This window comes from Prevotella sp. tc2-28 (genome assembly GCF_900107705.1).
Classification (GTDB): domain Bacteria; phylum Bacteroidota; class Bacteroidia; order Bacteroidales; family Bacteroidaceae; genus Prevotella.
In genome coordinates, this window is the sequence record NZ_FNRE01000003.1 from 69,336 (window position 1) to 87,959 (window position 18,624).

Below are 18,624 nucleotides of genomic sequence, written 5' to 3' on the forward strand. Positions count from 1 at the left end.
CTCTGTTTGAGCGGGCTTTCTTTGTGTTATGCGATATCAATCTGTCGCGAGACCTTCACTTTCTCCTCTACCAGTTTCGGCAGGTCAACGGTCAGCACACCGTTTTCCACTTTGGCAGAGATCTGCTCCTTGTTGACATCGTCAGGCAGAATCAGCGTCTGCTCGTATTTTGAGTAACTGAACTCACGACGCAGATAGCGCGTATTCTTGTCCTCCTCCTTATGTTCCTGTTTACTTTCCATCTTGATGATGAGGTTACCCTCGTCGTTGATGTGTACGTTGAAATCCTCCTTCTTCATGCCCGGGGCAGCTAGCTCCACGGTATAGGCTTTGTCCGATTCCTTTACGTTGATGGCAGGAGCCGTAGCGTTAGCCTTCGGCATAAAGTCAGCATCAAACAAATCGTTAAACACGGTAGGAATCCAATTGTTTGTTCTCATCATTGGCATCATAATTTTTACCTCCTAATTATATTTTTATTTGTTACACATGTTGTTTTTTTTCTTGATTGCCTTACGGCTCTCACCCAACCATATGCAACTATGATGCCAATCCGTTTTCGTATGTCATTTTGTCACGCCCTGCCGACAATTTGTCGTAACAATACTTTTTGCAACCGTATAGGCCGTGGTCCATGCCGCCTGGAAGTTGAAGCCTCCCGTCACACCGTCAATGTCCAACACCTCACCGGCAAAGTACAGGTGGGGCACCGCCCTGCTCTCCAATGTGGCAGGATTGACACTGCTCAGGGCGACACCTCCACAGGTCACGAACTCGTCTTTGAAGACGGACCTGCCTGCTATCTGGTAAATGTCGTTGGCCAGCGTGTTCACCAGCCGGTTCATGTCTTTCTTGTTCAGCTCCATCCATCGTATCTTGCTACGTGCCCCCAACGCCTTCTCCGTCAGGTATGCCCACAGTCGTTGTGGCAAGGCGATGGGTGAGAACGTTCCCAACAGTTTCTGTGGCTCGCGGATAGCCGTTTCCTGCAGTACCTCCTGCACTTCACTCTCCTTCAACGGTGTCCATCTGATGCTGAGGGGCATCTGGTATCCAGCTTCTGCCAATAGTCGAGCTGCCTGACTCGACAGTTTCAGGATGGCAGGTCCACTCATACCCCAGTGGGTAATCAGCAGTGGACCCTCGCCTTGCAACTTTGTTCCGGGGATGTGCGCCACGGCATCTTCCACCACCAGTCCCATCAGACTCGTCAGCTGTGGCTCGTTGATGGTGAAGGTAAACAGCGACGGCACCGGACTGACCACCTCATGGCCCATCGTCTCCAACCATCTGAGTCCCTCGCCACGAGGCGATCCGCCAGTGGTCACGGCGATGTAGTCGTAGTCCTCCAACTGGCTCAGCGCGTCTATCTTATGGTTCTTCTCGATGTTGACATGATATTGGACAGCCAGTCGCAGGAAACAGTCGATGATGGCATGCGAGTCCTGGGCTTTAGGAAACACACATTCGTCGTCCTGTGTCACTAAAGGCACCCCATGTTGTTCGAACCAGGCATAGGCATCTTGGTGGTCGAAGCCTTTGAAGAGGCGCTTCAGCAGTCGGTGACCTCGCGGATAGACCTGTTGCAGGTCGCGCACCTCGGCAAACGAGTTGGTACAGTTGCACCTTCCGCCTCCCGACACCTCCACCTTCGCCAGCACCTTACTGCTCCGCTCGAAGATGGTCACCTCCATCTCCGGCATCATCTCCTTCAGGTTCACCGCCAAGAAAAAGCCAGCAGCACCACCTCCTATGACAGCCGTACGAATCATTAAAAATGCCTATTTTTTACGTTTTCTGTCTGCAAATATAGGGATTATTTACGACTTTTTCATTACTTTTGCACAAAAATTAATTTGTCTTATCAGAAAACGACGATTACCGTATGGAATATATGTCACAGGAAGGCTACGACAAACTGGTAGCCGAGCTACGCCACATGGAGAGCGTAGAACTGCCTCAGGTGCGTGAGGCCATTGCCGAGGCACGCGACAAGGGCGACCTCAGCGAGAATTTCGAATATCATGCTGCCAAGCGCGAACAGGGCCGTCTGCTCAGTCGCATCCGCTTCAAACAGCGTGTCTTGGAGAACGCACGCGTCATCGACACCTCCCGTCTGGGCACCGACAGTGTCCAATTGCTCAGCAAGGTCGACATGACCAATCTCACCACCAATGGCAAGATGCGGTGGACTATTGCCAGTCCGCACGAGGCCAACCTCCGCGAGGGCAAGATTTCCATCAAGTCGCCCATCGCCCAGGCTTTGCTCAACCACAAGGTAGGCGATGTCGTCGAGGTCACCGTGCCTGCCGGTGTCATGAAGTTACGCATTGAAAATATCCAGCTATGAAGAAGCGCACCGTCCTTTACGTCGTCGTGGCTGTCGTCCTTGTCCTTGCTGTCGCCCTCGTAGGAGGCAGTTTCTACATGGTCGACTTCTCCCTGCATCCCGACCCCACGCGTGCCAACCGCGACTCCTGCTACGAGCAACTGTACACCAACTATCCCGAGACACTTCCGTGGGTTGACAGTCTGCAGAACGCCGGTGCCTTGCGCGACACCTTCGTCGTCATGCCTACTGGCGAGCGCCACCATGCCTATTTCATCAAGGGGCGCACCCCCAAGACGGCTATCGTCGTCCACGGATGGCGCGACCAGGCCATCAAGTGGTTCTGCCTCGCCCAGCTCTACGAACAAGCCCTGGGCTACTCCGTCGTCATACCCGACCTTCACGCCTGTGGAGCCAGTGAGGGCGATGCCATCGGCATGGGGTGGAACGACCGTCTCGACGTGCGCCACTGGATGCAACTGTTCCGTGCCGACACGATGGTGGTTCACGGGGTTTCCATGGGTGCCGCTACTACCATGATGCTCTCCGGCGAGCCAATGCCCGAGGGCATCCGCGACCTGCGTTTCGTGGCTGACTGTGGCTACACCTCCGTATGGGACGAGTTTGCCGATCAGCTGCATGAACAGTTCGGACTCCCTCCCTTCCCCCTGCTCTACTCCTCCAGCCTGCTTTGTAAGCTACGCTACGGATGGAGCTTTGGCGAGGCGTCAGCCCTCTCTCAGGTAAGCCGTTGTCCCTACCCGATGTTCTTTATACACGGCGACTCCGACGACTTCGTTCCCACGGCGATGGTACACCGTCTCTATGATGCCAAGAAAGGCGTGAAACAGCTCTGGATAACCTCCGATACGGATCACGCCCATTCCTATAAGAACCATCGTGCGGAATACACCCGTCGCGTGCATGAATTCCTCATGAAGCAACAATCAAACACACAAAAACTATGAAGAAAGTCATTTTATCCCTTCTCACCTTAGTCGCCTGCCTGACACTCCAGGCTGCTGAGGTCAACCAACAACAAGCCATGGCGAAGGCCAAGGCTTTCCTGTCGCAACGGTCTGGTAGCCACCGTGCTGCCGCTAACACGACGTTACAATCAGCCACCACGGGTTTTCGCCAACTGCATGCCTTCAATATGGAGGGTGGCGGATATGTCATCGTATCGGCCAGCGATCGTACCAAGGACATCTTGGCTTATGCCCCCCAGGGGACGCTCGACGGACCCATACCTCCTGCCATGGAGAAATTGCTGAAGAGCTATGCCGCACAGATCAAGGACGCTGAGCAGGATGATGGTGACGCACAGGACAACACCCCCTCTGTTTTCCCGGTGAGATATGAGATAGCACCGCTTATCAAGCAGAAATGGGCACAAGAATACCCCTACAACAACCAGACACCGATGGTCAAAGACCCCGAAGGCAAGCAGATACATGGCTATACAGGTTGTGTGGCTACTGCAATGGCTATGGTCATGAAGTACTACCAGTGGCCTAAGGCTCAGACACCAACCCTCCCTGCCACTCGACAAACCCCCGAACTGCCTCCCGTCACCTTCAACTGGGCAGCCATGACCGATACCTACTCCGACGAGTCGCCGAAGGAGGCGTGCGATGCCGTGGCCACCCTGATGCAATACTGTGGAGCAGCCGTCCAGATGGACTATTTCGGTACGGCGTCGTCGTCAGACTCCTTCAAGATGGCCCTCGGCCTTATCCGCTTCTTCGGTTACAACAGCGACAGCATTGAGGTGACGCGACGCACCTTCGTGACGGAATGGGAGTGGCAGAACATGATTTACTATGAACTGAGCAAGAAGCGCCCTGTCATCTGTGGTGGCGACGGACACCAGTTCATCATCGACGGCTATCAATTTGGCGACTTCTACCACATCAACTGGGGATGGGCAGACAACAGGGACGGATTCTTCCAAATTTCCGCCTATGCCAACGGCAAGAAGAAGACCTTGCCCCACTTCCCCTACGACATCGCAACAGGCGTCATACCCACTGACAAGCCCTATTCCCAGGTCGAGACACTGTTTACCGCGGGATTCCTACTGTCGAAGGACACCCCGTTACAGCTGCAACGCACCGGCGACACCGATTTCCCTGCCGTGAAGGTGGACATGGTACTTAAAAACCAGAGCAAGCAGACGAAGGACAACACCTACGACGTTGGGTTGGCACTCTATCAGGACAATAAACTGCTGAAGGTCGTCGAGGCCGCCAAGGGAAAGCTGGTGAAACACGACAAGTACCTGGAAAACGTACAGGCCTCCATCACCTTCGGACAAGGACTTGCCGATGGTCATTACAAACTCTATCCCGTCAGCCGTGTGCAAGGCGCTGAGAAGTGGGAACAGAACGAGGATGTGAACGACAACCTCGTCGATGTCGAGATCAATGGCCAGCAGATGACACTGACACCCCACCCTCGCGATTTCCGCCTGAAGGTCAACAGCATCAAGTATTCGGGCGACTTGAGAGAGGGGTGCAATGTAACTGCCGTGATGAACATCACCAACGGCAGTGCCTTCGACTACGATGGCGTCATCGCCCTCGGCGAATCCAAGGACGGCACCATGGTCAGTGCAGAAGCGCTTGGGGAGAGCTATGCCAGCATCCCGGCAGGAAAGACCGTCGACGTCGTTATCCGTTTCATAGCAGGCGAACCCAAGACCTACCAGACATACCTTTATTATGAAAACTTCATCTTGGGCGACCCGGTACCGCTGGTCATCAGCAACTACGAAGGAACCATCTATCAGAACTCCATCGAACTGGAAAAGTCGGTGAAGCTGAAGAACGTCAGCAAGGAAGAAACCCGCACCGATGGCAACAAGGTCTACGATATCACGGGACGTGAACTGGACCTCACGCTCACCTTGCGCAATCCCGATGCCAGCAATGCCTACAAGGGCAATATCTCGCTGACCATCTTCCAGGAGGAGTCTGTGGGAGACAACCAGGCTTACAACACCATCAACGAACAGACCAAGAAGGATGTGGCCATCGCCCCGGGAGCAAGCACCGATGTCAAGTTCAGCTACGACAAGTTCGAGCTCTCCAACACGTATACCATTTGGATACGCTACGAGTATAAAGGCAGTGTCAACAACGACCCGAAGCCCCTCTATTCGTACATCCATGTCAAGCCCGGCGTCAATGTGTTCAAGAAGGATCGCACGATGACCTCCTTTGCACCCCAGGATGATTTCACCACCCCTGAGGATGCCCTTGCCGTTGAGCTGAACGGCACCAACATCAAGAACCTGAAGCCCAACAGCAATCCCAACTGTCTGTATTTCCTGAACGACACCGATGCCAAGCCCGCTTCTTTGGAGGGACGCAACGTGGTGGTGCTCGCCAACGACGAATATACGGCAGAGAACATCAAGCTGACCGATGGCTACGACTTCATGACACCCCGCTGGTTCACCGCTAAGCAGATTGAGTACAAGCGCACCTTCACCGATTCCGAACGGAATACGCTCACCACCCTTCTCCTGCCTTTCACCGCACAGAAATGTGAAGCCGGAGGTGAGGCGTTCACCCTCGAGAAGATGCTGCTCGCTGCCGACCAGGCTGGCAAGGTCTACTTCAGCGACACCCCTGAGATGATCGCCGGCGGCACGCCTGCCATCGTGCGTCTGAAGGCCGACAAGGCACTGACCAACCCCGTCACCTTCTCGGCATCCAATGCCTCTGTCTGCGACAGCATCTTCATGCAGACAGCAGGTCGCTATAACATGACGGGCACCTTCACGAAGGCAACCTATTCCGATGGCGAGACCTTCGCCTTTGCCGATGGTCACGGTGGCAGTGTCGCTCCTAAGGCCACCTCGTGCTCACCGTTCCGCGCCTGCTTCCAGGCCATTGGCCTGCCCACCGGTTTCGAGACTCTTACCATCGACACCACCACCTATAACACCACAGCCATCGATGCGTTGCGCCACGAGGCCAGCGACGACGCGCAACCCTACTATAATCTCAGCGGACAGCGTGTCCTCTATCCTCGTCGTGGCATCTACCTCCATGGTGGCAGAGTCGTGATTAAGTAAGAAAAAAAACAATGATCAGAAAAACATTATTCATCCTGAGCTTCGTACTGCTCGCCACCGTCAATGCGAGCGCACAACGAGTGAAGATCCACACCACGATGGGCGATATCGTCGTACGACTGTACGACGAGACGCCCGTCCATCGTGACAACTTCCTGAAACTGGTTCGTGAGGGCTATTACGACGGAACCCTGTTTCATCGCGTCATCAAGGGATTTATGATCCAGGGGGGCGACCCCAATTCCAAAGGAGCCGCCCCCGACCAGATGCTGGGCAATGGCAACCCGGGCTATACGCTGGAAGCAGAGTTCCGCGAAGGCCTGTACCATAAGCGTGGGGCCTTGGCAGCAGCGCGCGAGGACGACGCCACCAACCCCGAGCGACGCAGCAGCGGTTCCCAGTTCTATATCGTCTGGGGCAGAACGTTCAGTCCCCGTCAGATGGAGTATCTCATTGACCAGATGCAGATGAAACATCCCGAGACCGGAGGACTCACTCCCGCCCAGCGCGAGGTGTACGCCACCTACGGAGGCACCCCTCATCTCGATGGCCAGTACACCGTCTTTGGCGAGGTCGTGGAAGGTCTTGATGTCGTAGAGAAGATACAGAACCTGCCCACCAATCCTGCCGACCGCCCCATCGACGATGTCAAGGTCACCATGGAGATCGTAGAGTAACGGTCTCTTGCAGAGCGCAGCATCTATTTCGGCAGACTTTTCTCTAAGTTTGTTCTACGCCGATTTCCTGTCGGGCGCACCGCAAAATGAATCCAGATGACGCTACGCTTCTGCTCTATCAGCAGCTCGTCGAAGTCTTCGCGTGGGTTAGTAAAATATTTCCATGCAAAGTTATAAATTTTTCTCTACATCTACAAGAAATCCCCCATTTTTTACTCGTTTTGAGAAAAAATGGGGGAGAGCTATGTGACACAATAGGATGCGGTGTGCTCGAGCTCGCTCACGTTCGGAAGTGAGAACAAGCTCTCACTTCTCTCACTTAATCACGACCTTTTTGCCTTGGTAGATGTAGATGCCCTTGGCCTTGGGTGCTTCGTTGAGTCGCAGACCGCCGAGGGTGTACCATACGCTGGGGGCACTGAAGTCCTTGCTGGTTGTTATCTCGCTGATGCCTGTCGGTTTTTGGGAAGATTTGTCCTCGGTCAGCCACCTGGTGTCGAGCTGGAAGGTAATCTTCTCCTTGGCGATGGGCTCGGTGCTGAAGTCGTAGTCGTCAGCCTTGTATGCCACCTCGGTGCTGGGCGTGAAGTCGTAGTATCCGCCGTTATTCGCAGTGACGGGCTTGGTGACGGTCTTGCCGTTCTTCGACGTAGCCTCGATGTAATAGAACACCTTCTTTCCTTGGGGGAACTTGCTGGCGGGCACTCGGCAGTACCAGCGGTTGCCGTTGCTGGTCATGTCCACCTTCTGCCACTCGCCGTCTCCTACGCAGTAGTGCAGCGAGGCTTTCTGGATGCCGCTCTTGTTGGTGATGAAGGCACTGAAGGGTACTTCGGTCAGTGTGCCGAAGTTCACATTGTTGTAGAGAGCGTCGTGCAGGATGCGCACGGGGTTGTCGGCAGGTATCTGCTTGGTGATGCAGTGGATGGAGCCGCCGGTGCCGTCGTAGGTGCGCATGTCGAGGCAGTGGAACGTGTAGCCGGGATAGAGCTTCTTCATGGCCTCGATGTTGGCGCGATCCCATGCGGCAGTAGGCATGTTGTCCACATCGACGGGCGAGAAGCAGGGCTGCAGGATGTAGTTGTTCACGATCAGGTGATTGGCATAGGTGCGTGCAAATTTTCCATACTCCTCCTCGCTATTCCAGTCGCTGCCGTCGTCGTAGGAGGGGAAGGGCAGGTCACCCCAGTTAACGTATGGGCCTTGCCAGCAGTTTTTCTGCTTCAGCATATATGCCACGTTGCCTTCCAAGATAGCGTAGTCTTCCCAGTCTTTATAGGTTTCCGGCATCTTCGCAAACAGGAAACCGTTCTCGTCGATGGCGTCGGCATACAGGTCGATGTGGCCTGTTCCGCCGTCATTTTTCAGCCTATCCACGAAGCAGGTTCCCGCTTGTCCCACCATACCTTTGAGTGCATCATAACACTGGTCTGCGTTGAGGGGCTCTCGCGTGGTGTACTTAATGGTCTTGGGGTCCTTGCCGTCCCAGATGACGGGACCTACCGTCGTGTTTTGGTTGTATTCATACGTGGCCGTAGAGGTCAGCAGTCCGCCGGCACCGTCAACGAGACAGTTGCCACCTTCCCAGACGACCTCGTTGATGTAGTTGGGGATGCCCATCTGGCGGTGAAGAACCGATGGCAGCACGTCGTCGAGCGGGCGCTCGAAGTCGTACTGGAAGTCGAGCATGGCCAGCTTGTCCTCGTCGCCATAGTAGAAACAGATGGGGCCGCAGTCGCGGAACCAGACGCTGTTGCCGCCAGACACGAAGAAGCGTATCTTGTCAGTCCTCATATCGTGCGTTTCCATGTAGTAACGTATCACCTGTTCATCGCCGGGTTGCTCAATGCGCACCCATGCCTCGACACCGGCTCTCTGAATGCCGTCGATGAGCTGCAGGGTCACCTGGCCGCCTTCGCTGTTCAGGTCGAAATAAGATTCATAGGGACCTCTGCCTACTTCTTTAGGCTCCTCCTCTTTCGACTCGGCGTAGTAGTGGATGGCATATCCTTGAACGATGGGTAGGGCGGAATAGCGCGTGTCCCCTTTTTTCCCAGGCACATAATGTAGATAGGGTATGGCGACGACGATGGCCTTCACCTCCTCCCATTCGCCAGGGAACCATACGCGGTCGGGGAAGTTCAGCGGTGCTCCACTGGCATCGTGTGCTCTGCGCATGTCCTCAGCCGTAGCGATGGGGAAGTCGGGCTTGGGAAAATTCTTGGGAATAGCCCGTTGGTGCATCAATTTGTGGAGGTTAAAAGTCTGTTGCTTACTGTCCTGTGCGTTGGCCGTCACTGACAATGCCAAGAGGACTGTAAGGAGCTGTGCCGACCTGCCGAGGCAGCTGACTGCGGCGCTCCAAAGATTTGTGTGTAAAAGTTTTTTCATTGCGTTTTGATTTAGTGAAGTAATATTGTTTGTTTTGGCAAATATGCTCATTTTAATATTTAGCTACCAAAGTTGTTGCCGTCATCGTTAATAGTTGGCCCGAATCCACTCGATGATTCTGAGGAAGAAGGTAATGGCGGATGTCTCGTGGTTGGTGATGCCGGCTTCCTTAGTCGTTTCGGAACTGTACTCGCCGACAAACTCTTCCGGTTGAATGCCATTAGCCTTGAGGAACTGACTCATGGCGTAGAAATTCTCCACTGGCACGACATCGTCTTTCGTATCGTGGAAGAGCATGATATCGAAGTCGCTGAGGGGTTTCCAGCCGCTGGTGAGCGCATCGGCGCTGAAGGCGGTCTTGAAACGGCGCATCAGGGCGCTGTTACCATCGCAGACGGCTTCTGTGCAGAGCTCGCTCACTTTCTTGGTCTTGATAAGTTCCTCGTCGAGAGCCTTCCGCTTGTTCTTCTTGCTCAGGAACCAGTCGTCGAAGTTAGCGGCAACGGGGTCTCTCAGATAATCGTGGATGTCGAAACCCAGACGGAAGAAGTAGTTGTAGGCATAGAGCAAGTTGCAGACGGTGCTGGGCATCTCGGTAGTGCCTTTGGTGAGGGCGTCGAACATGGAGTTGATGTCGTAGGGTCCGTCGCCGGCAAAGGCTCGTTTCACCTTGACTTCGGGATGGCGCTCGGAGATCTCGCGCAGAACGCCCATCGTGGTCTGTCCACCCTCGGAATAGCCTGCGATGATGAAGTCGTCGTTTTTCTTCACGTTCAGGTCTTCTATCAGTCGCTTGGCAGCGAAATAGGCATCGAGCGAGGCGCGTCCGTTAGCCCGTGAGATACAATAGGCCTGCGGCTCTTTCTCGGTGATGCCGAAGCCGTAGTAGTCGGGAGCTACGACGATGAAGTCGGTGAGGGATGCTCCTGTAGGGAACTCGACGGCTCCGCGCGAAGGTGCCTGCGTGGTGGCGTAGATGGTGAAGTGGTTGAAGAGCAGGATGCCGTTGAAGGGCTTATCTTCTTCTATCAGCGACTTGTTGACCGTAATAGTACCGCTGAGGGTGCAGGGATTGCCGAAGGGGTCGAACGAAGGATAGTTGAACACGTAGTTCATGTGGTTGGGGAAAAGCAGCACGGGAATGCTGTCGGTGATGCACGCCCGCGGAAGGGTGGACTTCGCCATCCATTCCTGTATCATTTCACTATTACTGCTTTCGGCCTTGGCGAGGGTTCCTTCGTGAGATGCGTTGCTGAAGGCGACACTGCTCGAGCCACTTGTCATCTTGATCTGACTGATATCGACAAAGTCGTTGTGACTGCTGGCGGCGCGCGTGCGCGACGGTGCATAGGTCTCGCCTGTTGCAGGGTCTTTCAGGATGACTTTTCCTTCAGCTGTCACCTGCCATGTGAACGGTGCATCCTTCGGTCCGCCGTAGATCTCGAGCGGTTCGTTGAAGGCATCGTCAAACACGGCCAGTGCGACATAGCCTGTATGGTCGGCGTTGGCTTCCACGGCAATCAGTGCGCGGTTGAATGGCTTGCCGCTCTCGGTCACGTCCTCATAGTCGAATGTTTCATACCATAGCCCGACAAGGCTCTTTTCCATCTCCTGTTGACTGGGAACCGTAGGGTTGTCGGTTCCGTTTGTGCAGGCGCTCATGCTGAGCAGGAGCACCGCAATCATTGCTATATATTTCGTTTTCATCATCATCATTTGATAAACTTCTTACCTTGAAGGACATGGCTAGTAATGAATACTTCTTAGGTGCAAAGATAACATTAATTTTTTTTAATACAAACTTTTGGACCATTTTTTTTCGTATTTTGCACACAGCGTAAAAACAAAAAAGGGGCTGTCCCGTATATTGGACAGTCCCATTTTTTTCTCTGGTTACTCGAAAACCGAGAAATTTCAATTCCCCAGGAACTTGTTGAGTGCGCTAACAATCATCTTCTCGGACTCGATGGTGTAGAAGCTGCGATGCAGGAAATAGTCGTTATGAATGGCTGTACCGTCAACCACTCTTTCTATCATCGGGTTGTTATTGGCGGTGTCGTCGCCAATGCCAGCACCCGTCCATGGGTCGTTGTAGGCATAGACGAAGATGATAGGCTGTGTGCGCTCCGTCTCAACCCATTTGCGGAAATTGGTCATCAGCTGGCCGCGATCCTGCTTGTATAGGCCTGATTTGGCTGACTGTGAGTAGAGATACTGGTTTGTGAACTGGTAGTTGACTCGCTCACATTCAGCAGCCGTCAGGAAGCCTGTGCCGTTCACGAAGTCGTAGTTGTCTTCTGCATATCCCAACTCCTTGAAGGCCTGTATTCTGTAGGGTGCGGAAGGTGTCTCGCGGCGGAACCGCAGGAACGCCCACTGTTCTTCACTGAGTTCGGTGTTGATGGGTGTGGATCCTTCATCGGCGCGCGTGGTGGCAGGCGCTTTCTTCGGTTTATTGATTTTTTCCAAGTATTCACCCAGTTTCTCGTCGTCCCAGGTGATGAACTGCATGAAAAAGGACCATTGTTCAACCGTGGCCGTATTGTTTATCAGGGGTGTCAGGTCGGGCACGATGCCAGCCCATGTGTAGAAGGCGACATTGCTGAATTTGTTGAACAGCGATGAGTAATAGATATGGACGGCGTATGCTGTCTCGTCTTTGGTCTTGTCGCCCGTGCTCAGTGCGCTCTTATTGTTATACTGTTCCAGCACACGGGCAAATTCGTCGGGGTATACGTTATAGCATGCTCTGATTGCCGCCTCGCGGATATACTGGTTGGTGCATATCAACTCGGGTATTTTGCGTAGCCGCTCGTAGGCGATAGCCTCTTTCGAACCGGCAGGATAGCCGTTTCCACAGACTTCTCTCATATAGGCTGATGCGTTGGTGTCGTTGCAGCTGAAGGTGCCGTCGGTGTAGGTTGTTCCCGTCATGAACGGTGCGCAGAAGGGAACGTAGACGTTGAAGTCCTTCCATCCGTTCATGTCGCTGTAGTATGCCTGCAGGGCGGTGGTGATACCGTCTTTGCTCGTGCCTGTGCTGATCCACTTGCCGGTCTTGAAGAAATGTTGCTTCAGTGCGCTGACAATGTTGTGGATGTCGCGTGCTTGCTGGTCGGCATCGAGGTAGGTCATCTTGAGGTCCTCGAAGGGCTCGGGAAGTGACTTTCCGAAGTAGCGGTGCTCGATGTGCAGTTCATTGGCATCCAGCTGTTTGGCCATGTCGGTGAGGTAGTTGGACAACGCATAGCCGTGTGTCAGTACTACAACATTTTTGTCAACGCCTTTGAATTTGAGCCAGCACCGCTGGAAATAGGTTCCAAGCTGGGGATTGTGATGGTCAACGGGTTGCTCGAAAGAGAACGAATAACATTTCGCTTCATTTTTCCCGTCGCTGCTTGCCTTTTTGTCGTCATTTTTCTCATCGATATCGACACCTTCCGGGGCATATTGGACATTGTAGATGCCAGGAACAGCCTTGAGGGCTTTCAGCACCTCGTCGACGCTTCCCTCCTGCTCTTCGGTAGGATATTTGAATTCGCTCATGCTGTTATCTTCCGTACAGCCGACAAGCATCATTACGGTCAGCAAGGCCAACAGGTAATATCTGATTTGTTTCATAACTTTCATATCTTAATATCTCTTTCTCTCAATTTCCGGTACGAATGTACTGCAAGGCGCGTTCCAGCTGTGTGTCGCGACCCTGCTTGAACTGGGCAACATCGAGGTCGACATCGATGTCAGGCTGGATACCATTACCCTCCACGATATGCTTGTTCATGTCGAAGAGACCGACCATAGGCAGGTTGACATAAACCGGCGTAACATTTTTTTTGCCGATATGACCAGTATAGTTGCTGGTAAAGTCTTCCTGGCTTGTCAACGAGCAGATTCCACCCCAGGTGCGTTTGCCAATGATACGTGTGTTGGGCAACTGTTTGGCACTCAGCACCGTCACTTCCGACATGCTGACGGACCAGCAGTTGACGAGTATGGTGATGGGAACATCGTCGACAACCTCATGATCAGCATCCATCGTTGGAGACATCATTGGCATGAGGGGAGAATAGTCATATCGGCCAGAACCACGCTTGAAGCGCGCATAACCATACTGAATACCACCCTTGGGAGCCAGGCTGCCCAGTACGTAAATGGCATCATTTGTCGAGCCGCCGAGATTCGACCGCAAGTCGATGATGACGCCCTTCAACTTCTGCTGCTTGTGCAACCGCTGGATAGCGTTGAACCACGCCCAATAGGCATCCGATATCGCCTTGGCAATCTCCGTGGCGTGCTTGCTGTCGCCATAATACTGTTGGAATGACGCATTATCCAAATATGAAGACAGGCTGAATTCGCTCAGATGGAGGTAGGCGATGTTGTCCTTGAACAAGCCATACTTCAGCTTAATGCCAGTATTCTCGAAATTCTCGTCGATAGGGTCCAGGAAGGGAATGTTCAGGACGGCATACTTTTCAACCAGCCTATTGTAACTCTCGAGAGGATTCGCCTGATTACCCAATCCCTGAATCTCATTGATAAATTTTTTCAGCAGAACCAACGTGGTGGCGTCATTCTCCGTAGGGTCCTGCTTGGCAAGCAGCTCGTCATATCTGGCCTTTGCCCACTGCAGTCCGATGCCCTTGGTTTGCATGATATGCCTGAGCTGTGTTAACACATAGGTGTCGCCCTCTTTCCATTCCTGTAACTCATCACTGTAGGGTTGCAGGTTCGGCGAAAAATCCTCGAGGTTGAAGTCAGGACGTACGCTATTGCGAATCAGATTCGGTGAAGCTCTTACATATTTACTAGTCGAGTGATTAAAGAAATATACCACCATGTGTCCGTCGTGCAACGGTGCAACCATCTCTTCCATCACGGTCTTCAGCATGTCGTCGCTGACGTTCTCCAGCGTGTCGAGCCCCTCGAACTTAGGTAGCATCACGCGGTAGTGCTCATCCCAGTCAAGACCGCAATCTTTCTCATAATCCCAAAGCGAATAGGTGCTGTTCATACTCTTCCAGAACACCTTGAACTTTTCTGCATAACTCCTATTGGCGGCATAGAAAGCCATATCGTCGTTGTAGACATAGCTCAGCATGACGTCACTGTCCTTGTGGCATGATGTGACACTCAGTGTCAGCATCAGCGCCCCTAATATCATGAACTTATTTTTCATCATTTCAATTCTTCAATCCTTAAAAACAATACCAAACTCCCGCTTGCAAAGCTAACGTTGAATGATAGCGGTAGTCCTTAGCCAGATCACTCACTTTCACGGTGCTCACCGTGCTATAATAGTAGCGCAGCTCAACCTGAGCAGCCCAATGGCTGGCAAAGCGATATTCAACACCAGCACCGCCTACGAAACCGAAGTCCCAGCGCTGGTCGCGATCATCATAGAAATCTATCTTCTCAGTGAATTCAAACTCTGCGTTCGTCAAGCCGTTGCTGTCCCAACCTTTGCGGTTGCTGTTCAGCCAATAACCGCCGTAGATACCGAGGTTGCAGAAACCGCGAACCTGCTGACCGCCAAAGCTAAAGGAACCCATCACGGGCAACTGCAGGTAGTTGTTGACGTACTTGTAGTCGCAGGTTTTCAAATACTCACGTGTCTGACGATAGTTCTTCTGCGTCCAGTCCAGTTCAACGCGCACACCCGCCCAATCGGTGATGTCATACTGTCCCATCACGCCCAGGGTAACACCCCATCGGTCCTTGAACACATAGTCGTTCTGATACTGTTTGTCAATGATGAAGTGATTCAAGTCTGCACCACCATTGACACCCACGCGCCACTGGGCAAAAGCCAGCATCGGCAGCATGAGCGCAAGCATTGTTAATGTCTTTTTCTTTTCCATTTTTTAATACAACTGCAAAGGTAAACCTTTATTTTCGTACGAAAAATTTACAACAATCTGATTAGCCGATTTTCTCGCGGAAATAGGCGATGATGTGGTCAAGGCCTTCGTCGAGGGTGACCTTGGGCTCCCAATGGAGGTTCTCCTTGGCTACGGTAATGTCAGGACGGCGCATCTTGGGATCGTCGCTGGGTAGCGGACGGAAGACAATCTTGCTCTTACCGCCAATCTTCTTGATGACCTTCTCTGCCAGTTCGAGCATGGTGAACTCGCCCGGGTTACCAATGTTGACAGGACCGGTGAAGGAGTCGGGCGTTTCCATCATGCGGAGCATGCCTTCGATGAGGTCGCTGACGTACTGGAAAGAGCGTGTCTGCTGACCGTCGCCGTAAATGGTCAGGTCCTCACCGCGCAGTGCCTGGATGACGAAGTTGGAGACGACGCGACCATCGCTAACAGCCATGCGTGGTCCGTAGGTATTGAAGATGCGGATGACCTTGATGCGCACGTTGTGCAGGCGGTGATAGTCGAAGAACAGGGTCTCGGCACAACGCTTACCTTCGTCGTAGCACGAGCGGATGCCAATGGGGTTGACGTGTCCCCAGTAGGACTCGGGCTGCGGATGTACATTCGGGTCACCATAGACCTCGCTGGTCGACGTCTGGAGAATTTTCGCCTTGGTGCGACGCGCCAGTCCAAGCATATGATAAGCACCGAAGACTGACGTCTTGGTGGTCTGTATCGGGTCGTTCTGATAATAGATAGGAGATGCGGGACAGGCGAGGTTGTAGATTTCGTCGACCTCAGCCCAGTAGGGGTTAATCACGTCGTGGCGCACCAGTTCGAAGTTAGGTTTGCCGATGAGGTGCCACACGTTTTCCTTGGATCCACTGTAGAAGTTGTCGAGGCAGATGACGTCATGTCCCTCGTTGACCAGTCGTTCGCACAAATGGGAGCCGATAAAGCCAGCGCCGCCCGTTACTAAAACTCTTTTCATATTGCTAAGCCTTTAATATTTTTTTAATTTAGTTTTCCGCCTTCTTGATGATCTGCAGCGTGGTACTGTCGGTGGCGAAGACGGAGTTCAGTCCCTGAGCCTCCTGGGCGGGATCATTGGTGTAATCGTCGCCGGGCTGCCACTGGATGTGCTGCGGATTGGCAAAGCCACCCCATCCCCAGAAGTTGCATCCGGCAAAGCAGCCTCCATCAGCAGCATGCTGTTTGACCGTGGTAAATACGAAATCATAATAGCGGTCGCGCCATTGCGTGGTGCTGGTCTTGGAGTAAGAAAAGCCGTCGCGCGGGAATCCGAACTCCTCCATGACGAGCGGCTTACGGAGCGAGTCACAAACGGTCAGGTGCTGTGAGATATAGTCCATCGTGTTGCGCTTGGCGACACCAAGTGTGGAGTCGTTCATCACCTCCTGTCCGGCCTGATTGCGGAGCCATCCCCAGTTGTAAGGCCACAGGTGGATGTTGCAATAGTCTACGTTAGCGTCGGCACAGATGCGCGTCCAACTGCTGAGGTCGTTCTCGCAACCCCACAAGCCCTCGCTACCCACGGAGATGAGATGGTTCTTGTCGAGTGAGCGTATCAAGGCAGCCGCCTCGGCAAGCCATTTCTCGAAAGCGGGAAGTGCCTCCCGGGAGAAGGCACGCGGTTCATTGCCTATCTGCCACGACATGATGGCAGGGTCGTCGGTGTACTTCACGCCGGTATAGCGGTTGGTGCGTCCGATGATGAAGCGCACATAGTCGTAGAACAGCTGGTGAGCCTTCTCGTTAGTAGCGAACTGAGCCATTGCCTCCATGAAGGCGGGATAGCCCACCTCGTCAGGGCGCGGCTGTCGTCCGAGTCCGGCATGCTCGAGATAGAAGCCGTAGCCCCCACTCCACTCCCACGAGTTGTTGAGGTAAAGCACTGCAACCATCTGGCGCTTACCCATCTCCATCAGCAGAAAGTCGAGTCCTGCCAGGATGGTATCGTTATAGACGCCAGGCTTTACTTGCAGGGTGGGTTCGACCTTGGTCTTAAAGCCACGTTCACCATCGGAGCCTACCAGGATTCGCAGGTTGTCGATGCCCCTGCGCTTCATCTCATCCAGTTCTTGGATGAGTCGTTCGCGACTGCCTCCCTGCCCTTCAGAGCCGAGGATGGCGCCATACCAAAAGTTAGTACCGACGTAATAGTAAGGTTTTCCACCACGCACGAAATGACCGTCCTCAACCTTGACGAAGTCCGTCTGTTCAGGACGTGATGACTGACACGCAACAATCAGCGCCAAGGTTGTCAGAAGCAGGAGTAGTTTCCTCATAATCTGCTATTATTTGCTGTGATAAGTAATCAATCCCTCCATCGGGCTCTTCATGATGTTGCCCAGTAGAAAACCCTCTGCCTCGGCAGCCTCAGCAAGCAGCGTACTGTAGTGGTGCGCCATCGAGCCTATGAAATGAACGGGGAGGTCCTTGCGCTGATAGGGCACGATGTTAGCGCGGAAGAACTGTCGGAAGTTTTGTACGACAAGGTCGCGGAGTATCGGATTGTCGAGATGCTGCGAGATATAGAGTGACGTGCTGGCAAGGAACCGGTTGGCCAACGGTTCACGGTATACCTTATTAATAATATCGGCCTGTGTCAGCTTGTGCTCAGCCAGGTAATTGTCGCGGACTGCTGCCAGCTGAGGATTCTTGAAGATGGCGTTGAAGAAGAGGCGTCCCAGCACGGCACCACTACCCTCGTCGCCCAGGACATAGCCCAGTGCCGGAGTGTTCTGCACGATGTCCTTTCCGTCGTATAGGCAGCTATTAGCCCCTGTACCGAGAATACAGGCAATGCCCGGCTCGTGCTGACAAAGCGCACGCGCTGCCGCCGTCAAGTCGCTGTATACCTCGATGCCTTCGAGGCGGAAGTACTGTCCCAGCATCTGCTTGACACCCGGAATATGTACGGGTGTGCATCCACTGCCATAGAAGATGACACCAATCTGCGACATCAGCGGCATCTCTAGTGCCTTCGAGTTGACAAGCGCAGCCCGTGAGAATGTGGACAATTGAGAGACCACTTCCTGTCCGATAATCTGCCCGATGGCATCCATCGACTGGTGAATGGGGTTAATACCTTGCGTCTGGAAAGAAGTTATCACATTCCAATACTGTGGATAAGGAGAATGGAGAAGCGCCCAATCGGTCTTGGTGCCGCCACTGTCTGCAATAAGTATCATATTTATTATCTTTAGATTGATTTTTGTTGCAAAGGTAATGAATATTTTGAAAAAATGATTA

General features: G+C 53.2%; 14 protein-coding genes. 4 read left to right on the forward strand and 10 right to left on the reverse strand.

Annotated elements, in window-relative coordinates:
• Positions 1-26 precede the first annotated feature (26 nt).
• Together BLU47_RS03555 and BLU47_RS03560 are read right to left on the reverse strand one after the other, a co-directional pair.
• Positions 27-452: an Hsp20/alpha crystallin family protein gene (locus BLU47_RS03555; RefSeq protein ID WP_091958518.1), complete on the reverse strand. Its 426-nt coding sequence runs from the start codon at positions 450-452 to the stop codon at positions 27-29.
• 114 nt (positions 453-566) lie between these two features.
• Positions 567-1,772 carry a BaiN/RdsA family NAD(P)/FAD-dependent oxidoreductase gene (locus BLU47_RS03560; protein ID WP_369796960.1) on the reverse strand — a complete coding sequence of 402 codons (1,206 nt, stop codon included), beginning with the start codon at positions 1,770-1,772 and terminating at the stop codon, positions 567-569.
• 113 nt (positions 1,773-1,885) lie between these two features.
• Here BLU47_RS03560 and greA point away from each other — a divergent pair, with 113 nt between their 5' ends.
• The 4 genes from greA to BLU47_RS03580 are packed head-to-tail and all read left to right on the forward strand — an operon-like array spanning position 1,886 to position 7,090.
• Entirely contained in the window at positions 1,886-2,350 is a 465-nt protein-coding gene (greA, locus tag BLU47_RS03565; RefSeq protein ID WP_091958520.1) for a transcription elongation factor GreA, read from the forward strand.
• A complete protein-coding gene (locus BLU47_RS03570) occupies positions 2,347-3,297 on the forward strand; it encodes an alpha/beta hydrolase (RefSeq protein WP_091958521.1) in 951 nt (316 codons plus the stop codon). The genes greA and BLU47_RS03570 overlap by 4 nt, the downstream gene beginning before the upstream one ends.
• Entirely contained in the window at positions 3,294-6,413 is a 3,120-nt protein-coding gene (locus tag BLU47_RS03575) for a C10 family peptidase (protein ID WP_091958524.1), read from the forward strand. The genes BLU47_RS03570 and BLU47_RS03575 overlap by 4 nt, the downstream gene beginning before the upstream one ends.
• Positions 6,414-6,424: 11 nt before the next feature.
• Positions 6,425-7,090, forward strand: coding sequence for a peptidylprolyl isomerase (locus tag BLU47_RS03580; protein WP_091958526.1), 666 nt, complete (start codon positions 6,425-6,427; stop codon positions 7,088-7,090).
• Between the two features lie 315 nt (positions 7,091-7,405).
• On the opposite strand, the gene BLU47_RS03590 is transcribed toward BLU47_RS03580, so the two are convergent.
• From BLU47_RS03590 to BLU47_RS03625, 8 genes are all read right to left on the reverse strand, one after another.
• Complete coding sequence (locus tag BLU47_RS03590) at positions 7,406-9,481, reverse strand: agmatine deiminase family protein (RefSeq protein ID WP_176780434.1); 2,076 nt, start codon at positions 9,479-9,481, stop codon at positions 7,406-7,408.
• 87 nt (positions 9,482-9,568) lie between these two features.
• Positions 9,569-11,197 (reverse strand): alpha/beta fold hydrolase, encoded by a 1,629-nt coding sequence (locus tag BLU47_RS03595; protein ID WP_091958533.1) that lies wholly within the window; start codon positions 11,195-11,197, stop codon positions 9,569-9,571.
• A 198-nt stretch (positions 11,198-11,395) separates the two neighbouring features.
• Positions 11,396-13,102: a S28 family serine protease gene (locus tag BLU47_RS03600; RefSeq protein WP_176780436.1), complete on the reverse strand. Its 1,707-nt coding sequence runs from the start codon at positions 13,100-13,102 to the stop codon at positions 11,396-11,398.
• Between the two features lie 28 nt (positions 13,103-13,130).
• On the reverse strand, positions 13,131-14,663 hold the full coding sequence (locus tag BLU47_RS03605; protein WP_091958539.1) for a S41 family peptidase: 1,533 nt from the start codon (positions 14,661-14,663) through the stop codon (positions 13,131-13,133).
• Between the two features lie 16 nt (positions 14,664-14,679).
• A complete protein-coding gene (locus BLU47_RS03610; protein ID WP_091958541.1) occupies positions 14,680-15,342 on the reverse strand; it encodes a porin family protein in 663 nt (220 codons plus the stop codon).
• A 61-nt stretch (positions 15,343-15,403) separates the two neighbouring features.
• Positions 15,404-16,339 (reverse strand): UDP-glucuronic acid decarboxylase family protein, encoded by a 936-nt coding sequence (locus tag BLU47_RS03615; protein WP_091958544.1) that lies wholly within the window; start codon positions 16,337-16,339, stop codon positions 15,404-15,406.
• 28 nt (positions 16,340-16,367) lie between these two features.
• Positions 16,368-17,657, reverse strand: a complete 1,290-nt coding sequence (locus tag BLU47_RS03620) for a glycoside hydrolase 5 family protein (RefSeq protein WP_091958545.1) — start codon at positions 17,655-17,657, stop codon at positions 16,368-16,370.
• 9 nt (positions 17,658-17,666) lie between these two features.
• Positions 17,667-18,563, reverse strand: a complete 897-nt coding sequence (locus tag BLU47_RS03625; RefSeq protein WP_091958548.1) for a hypothetical protein — start codon at positions 18,561-18,563, stop codon at positions 17,667-17,669.
• Between the last annotated feature and the right edge of the window lie 61 nt (positions 18,564-18,624).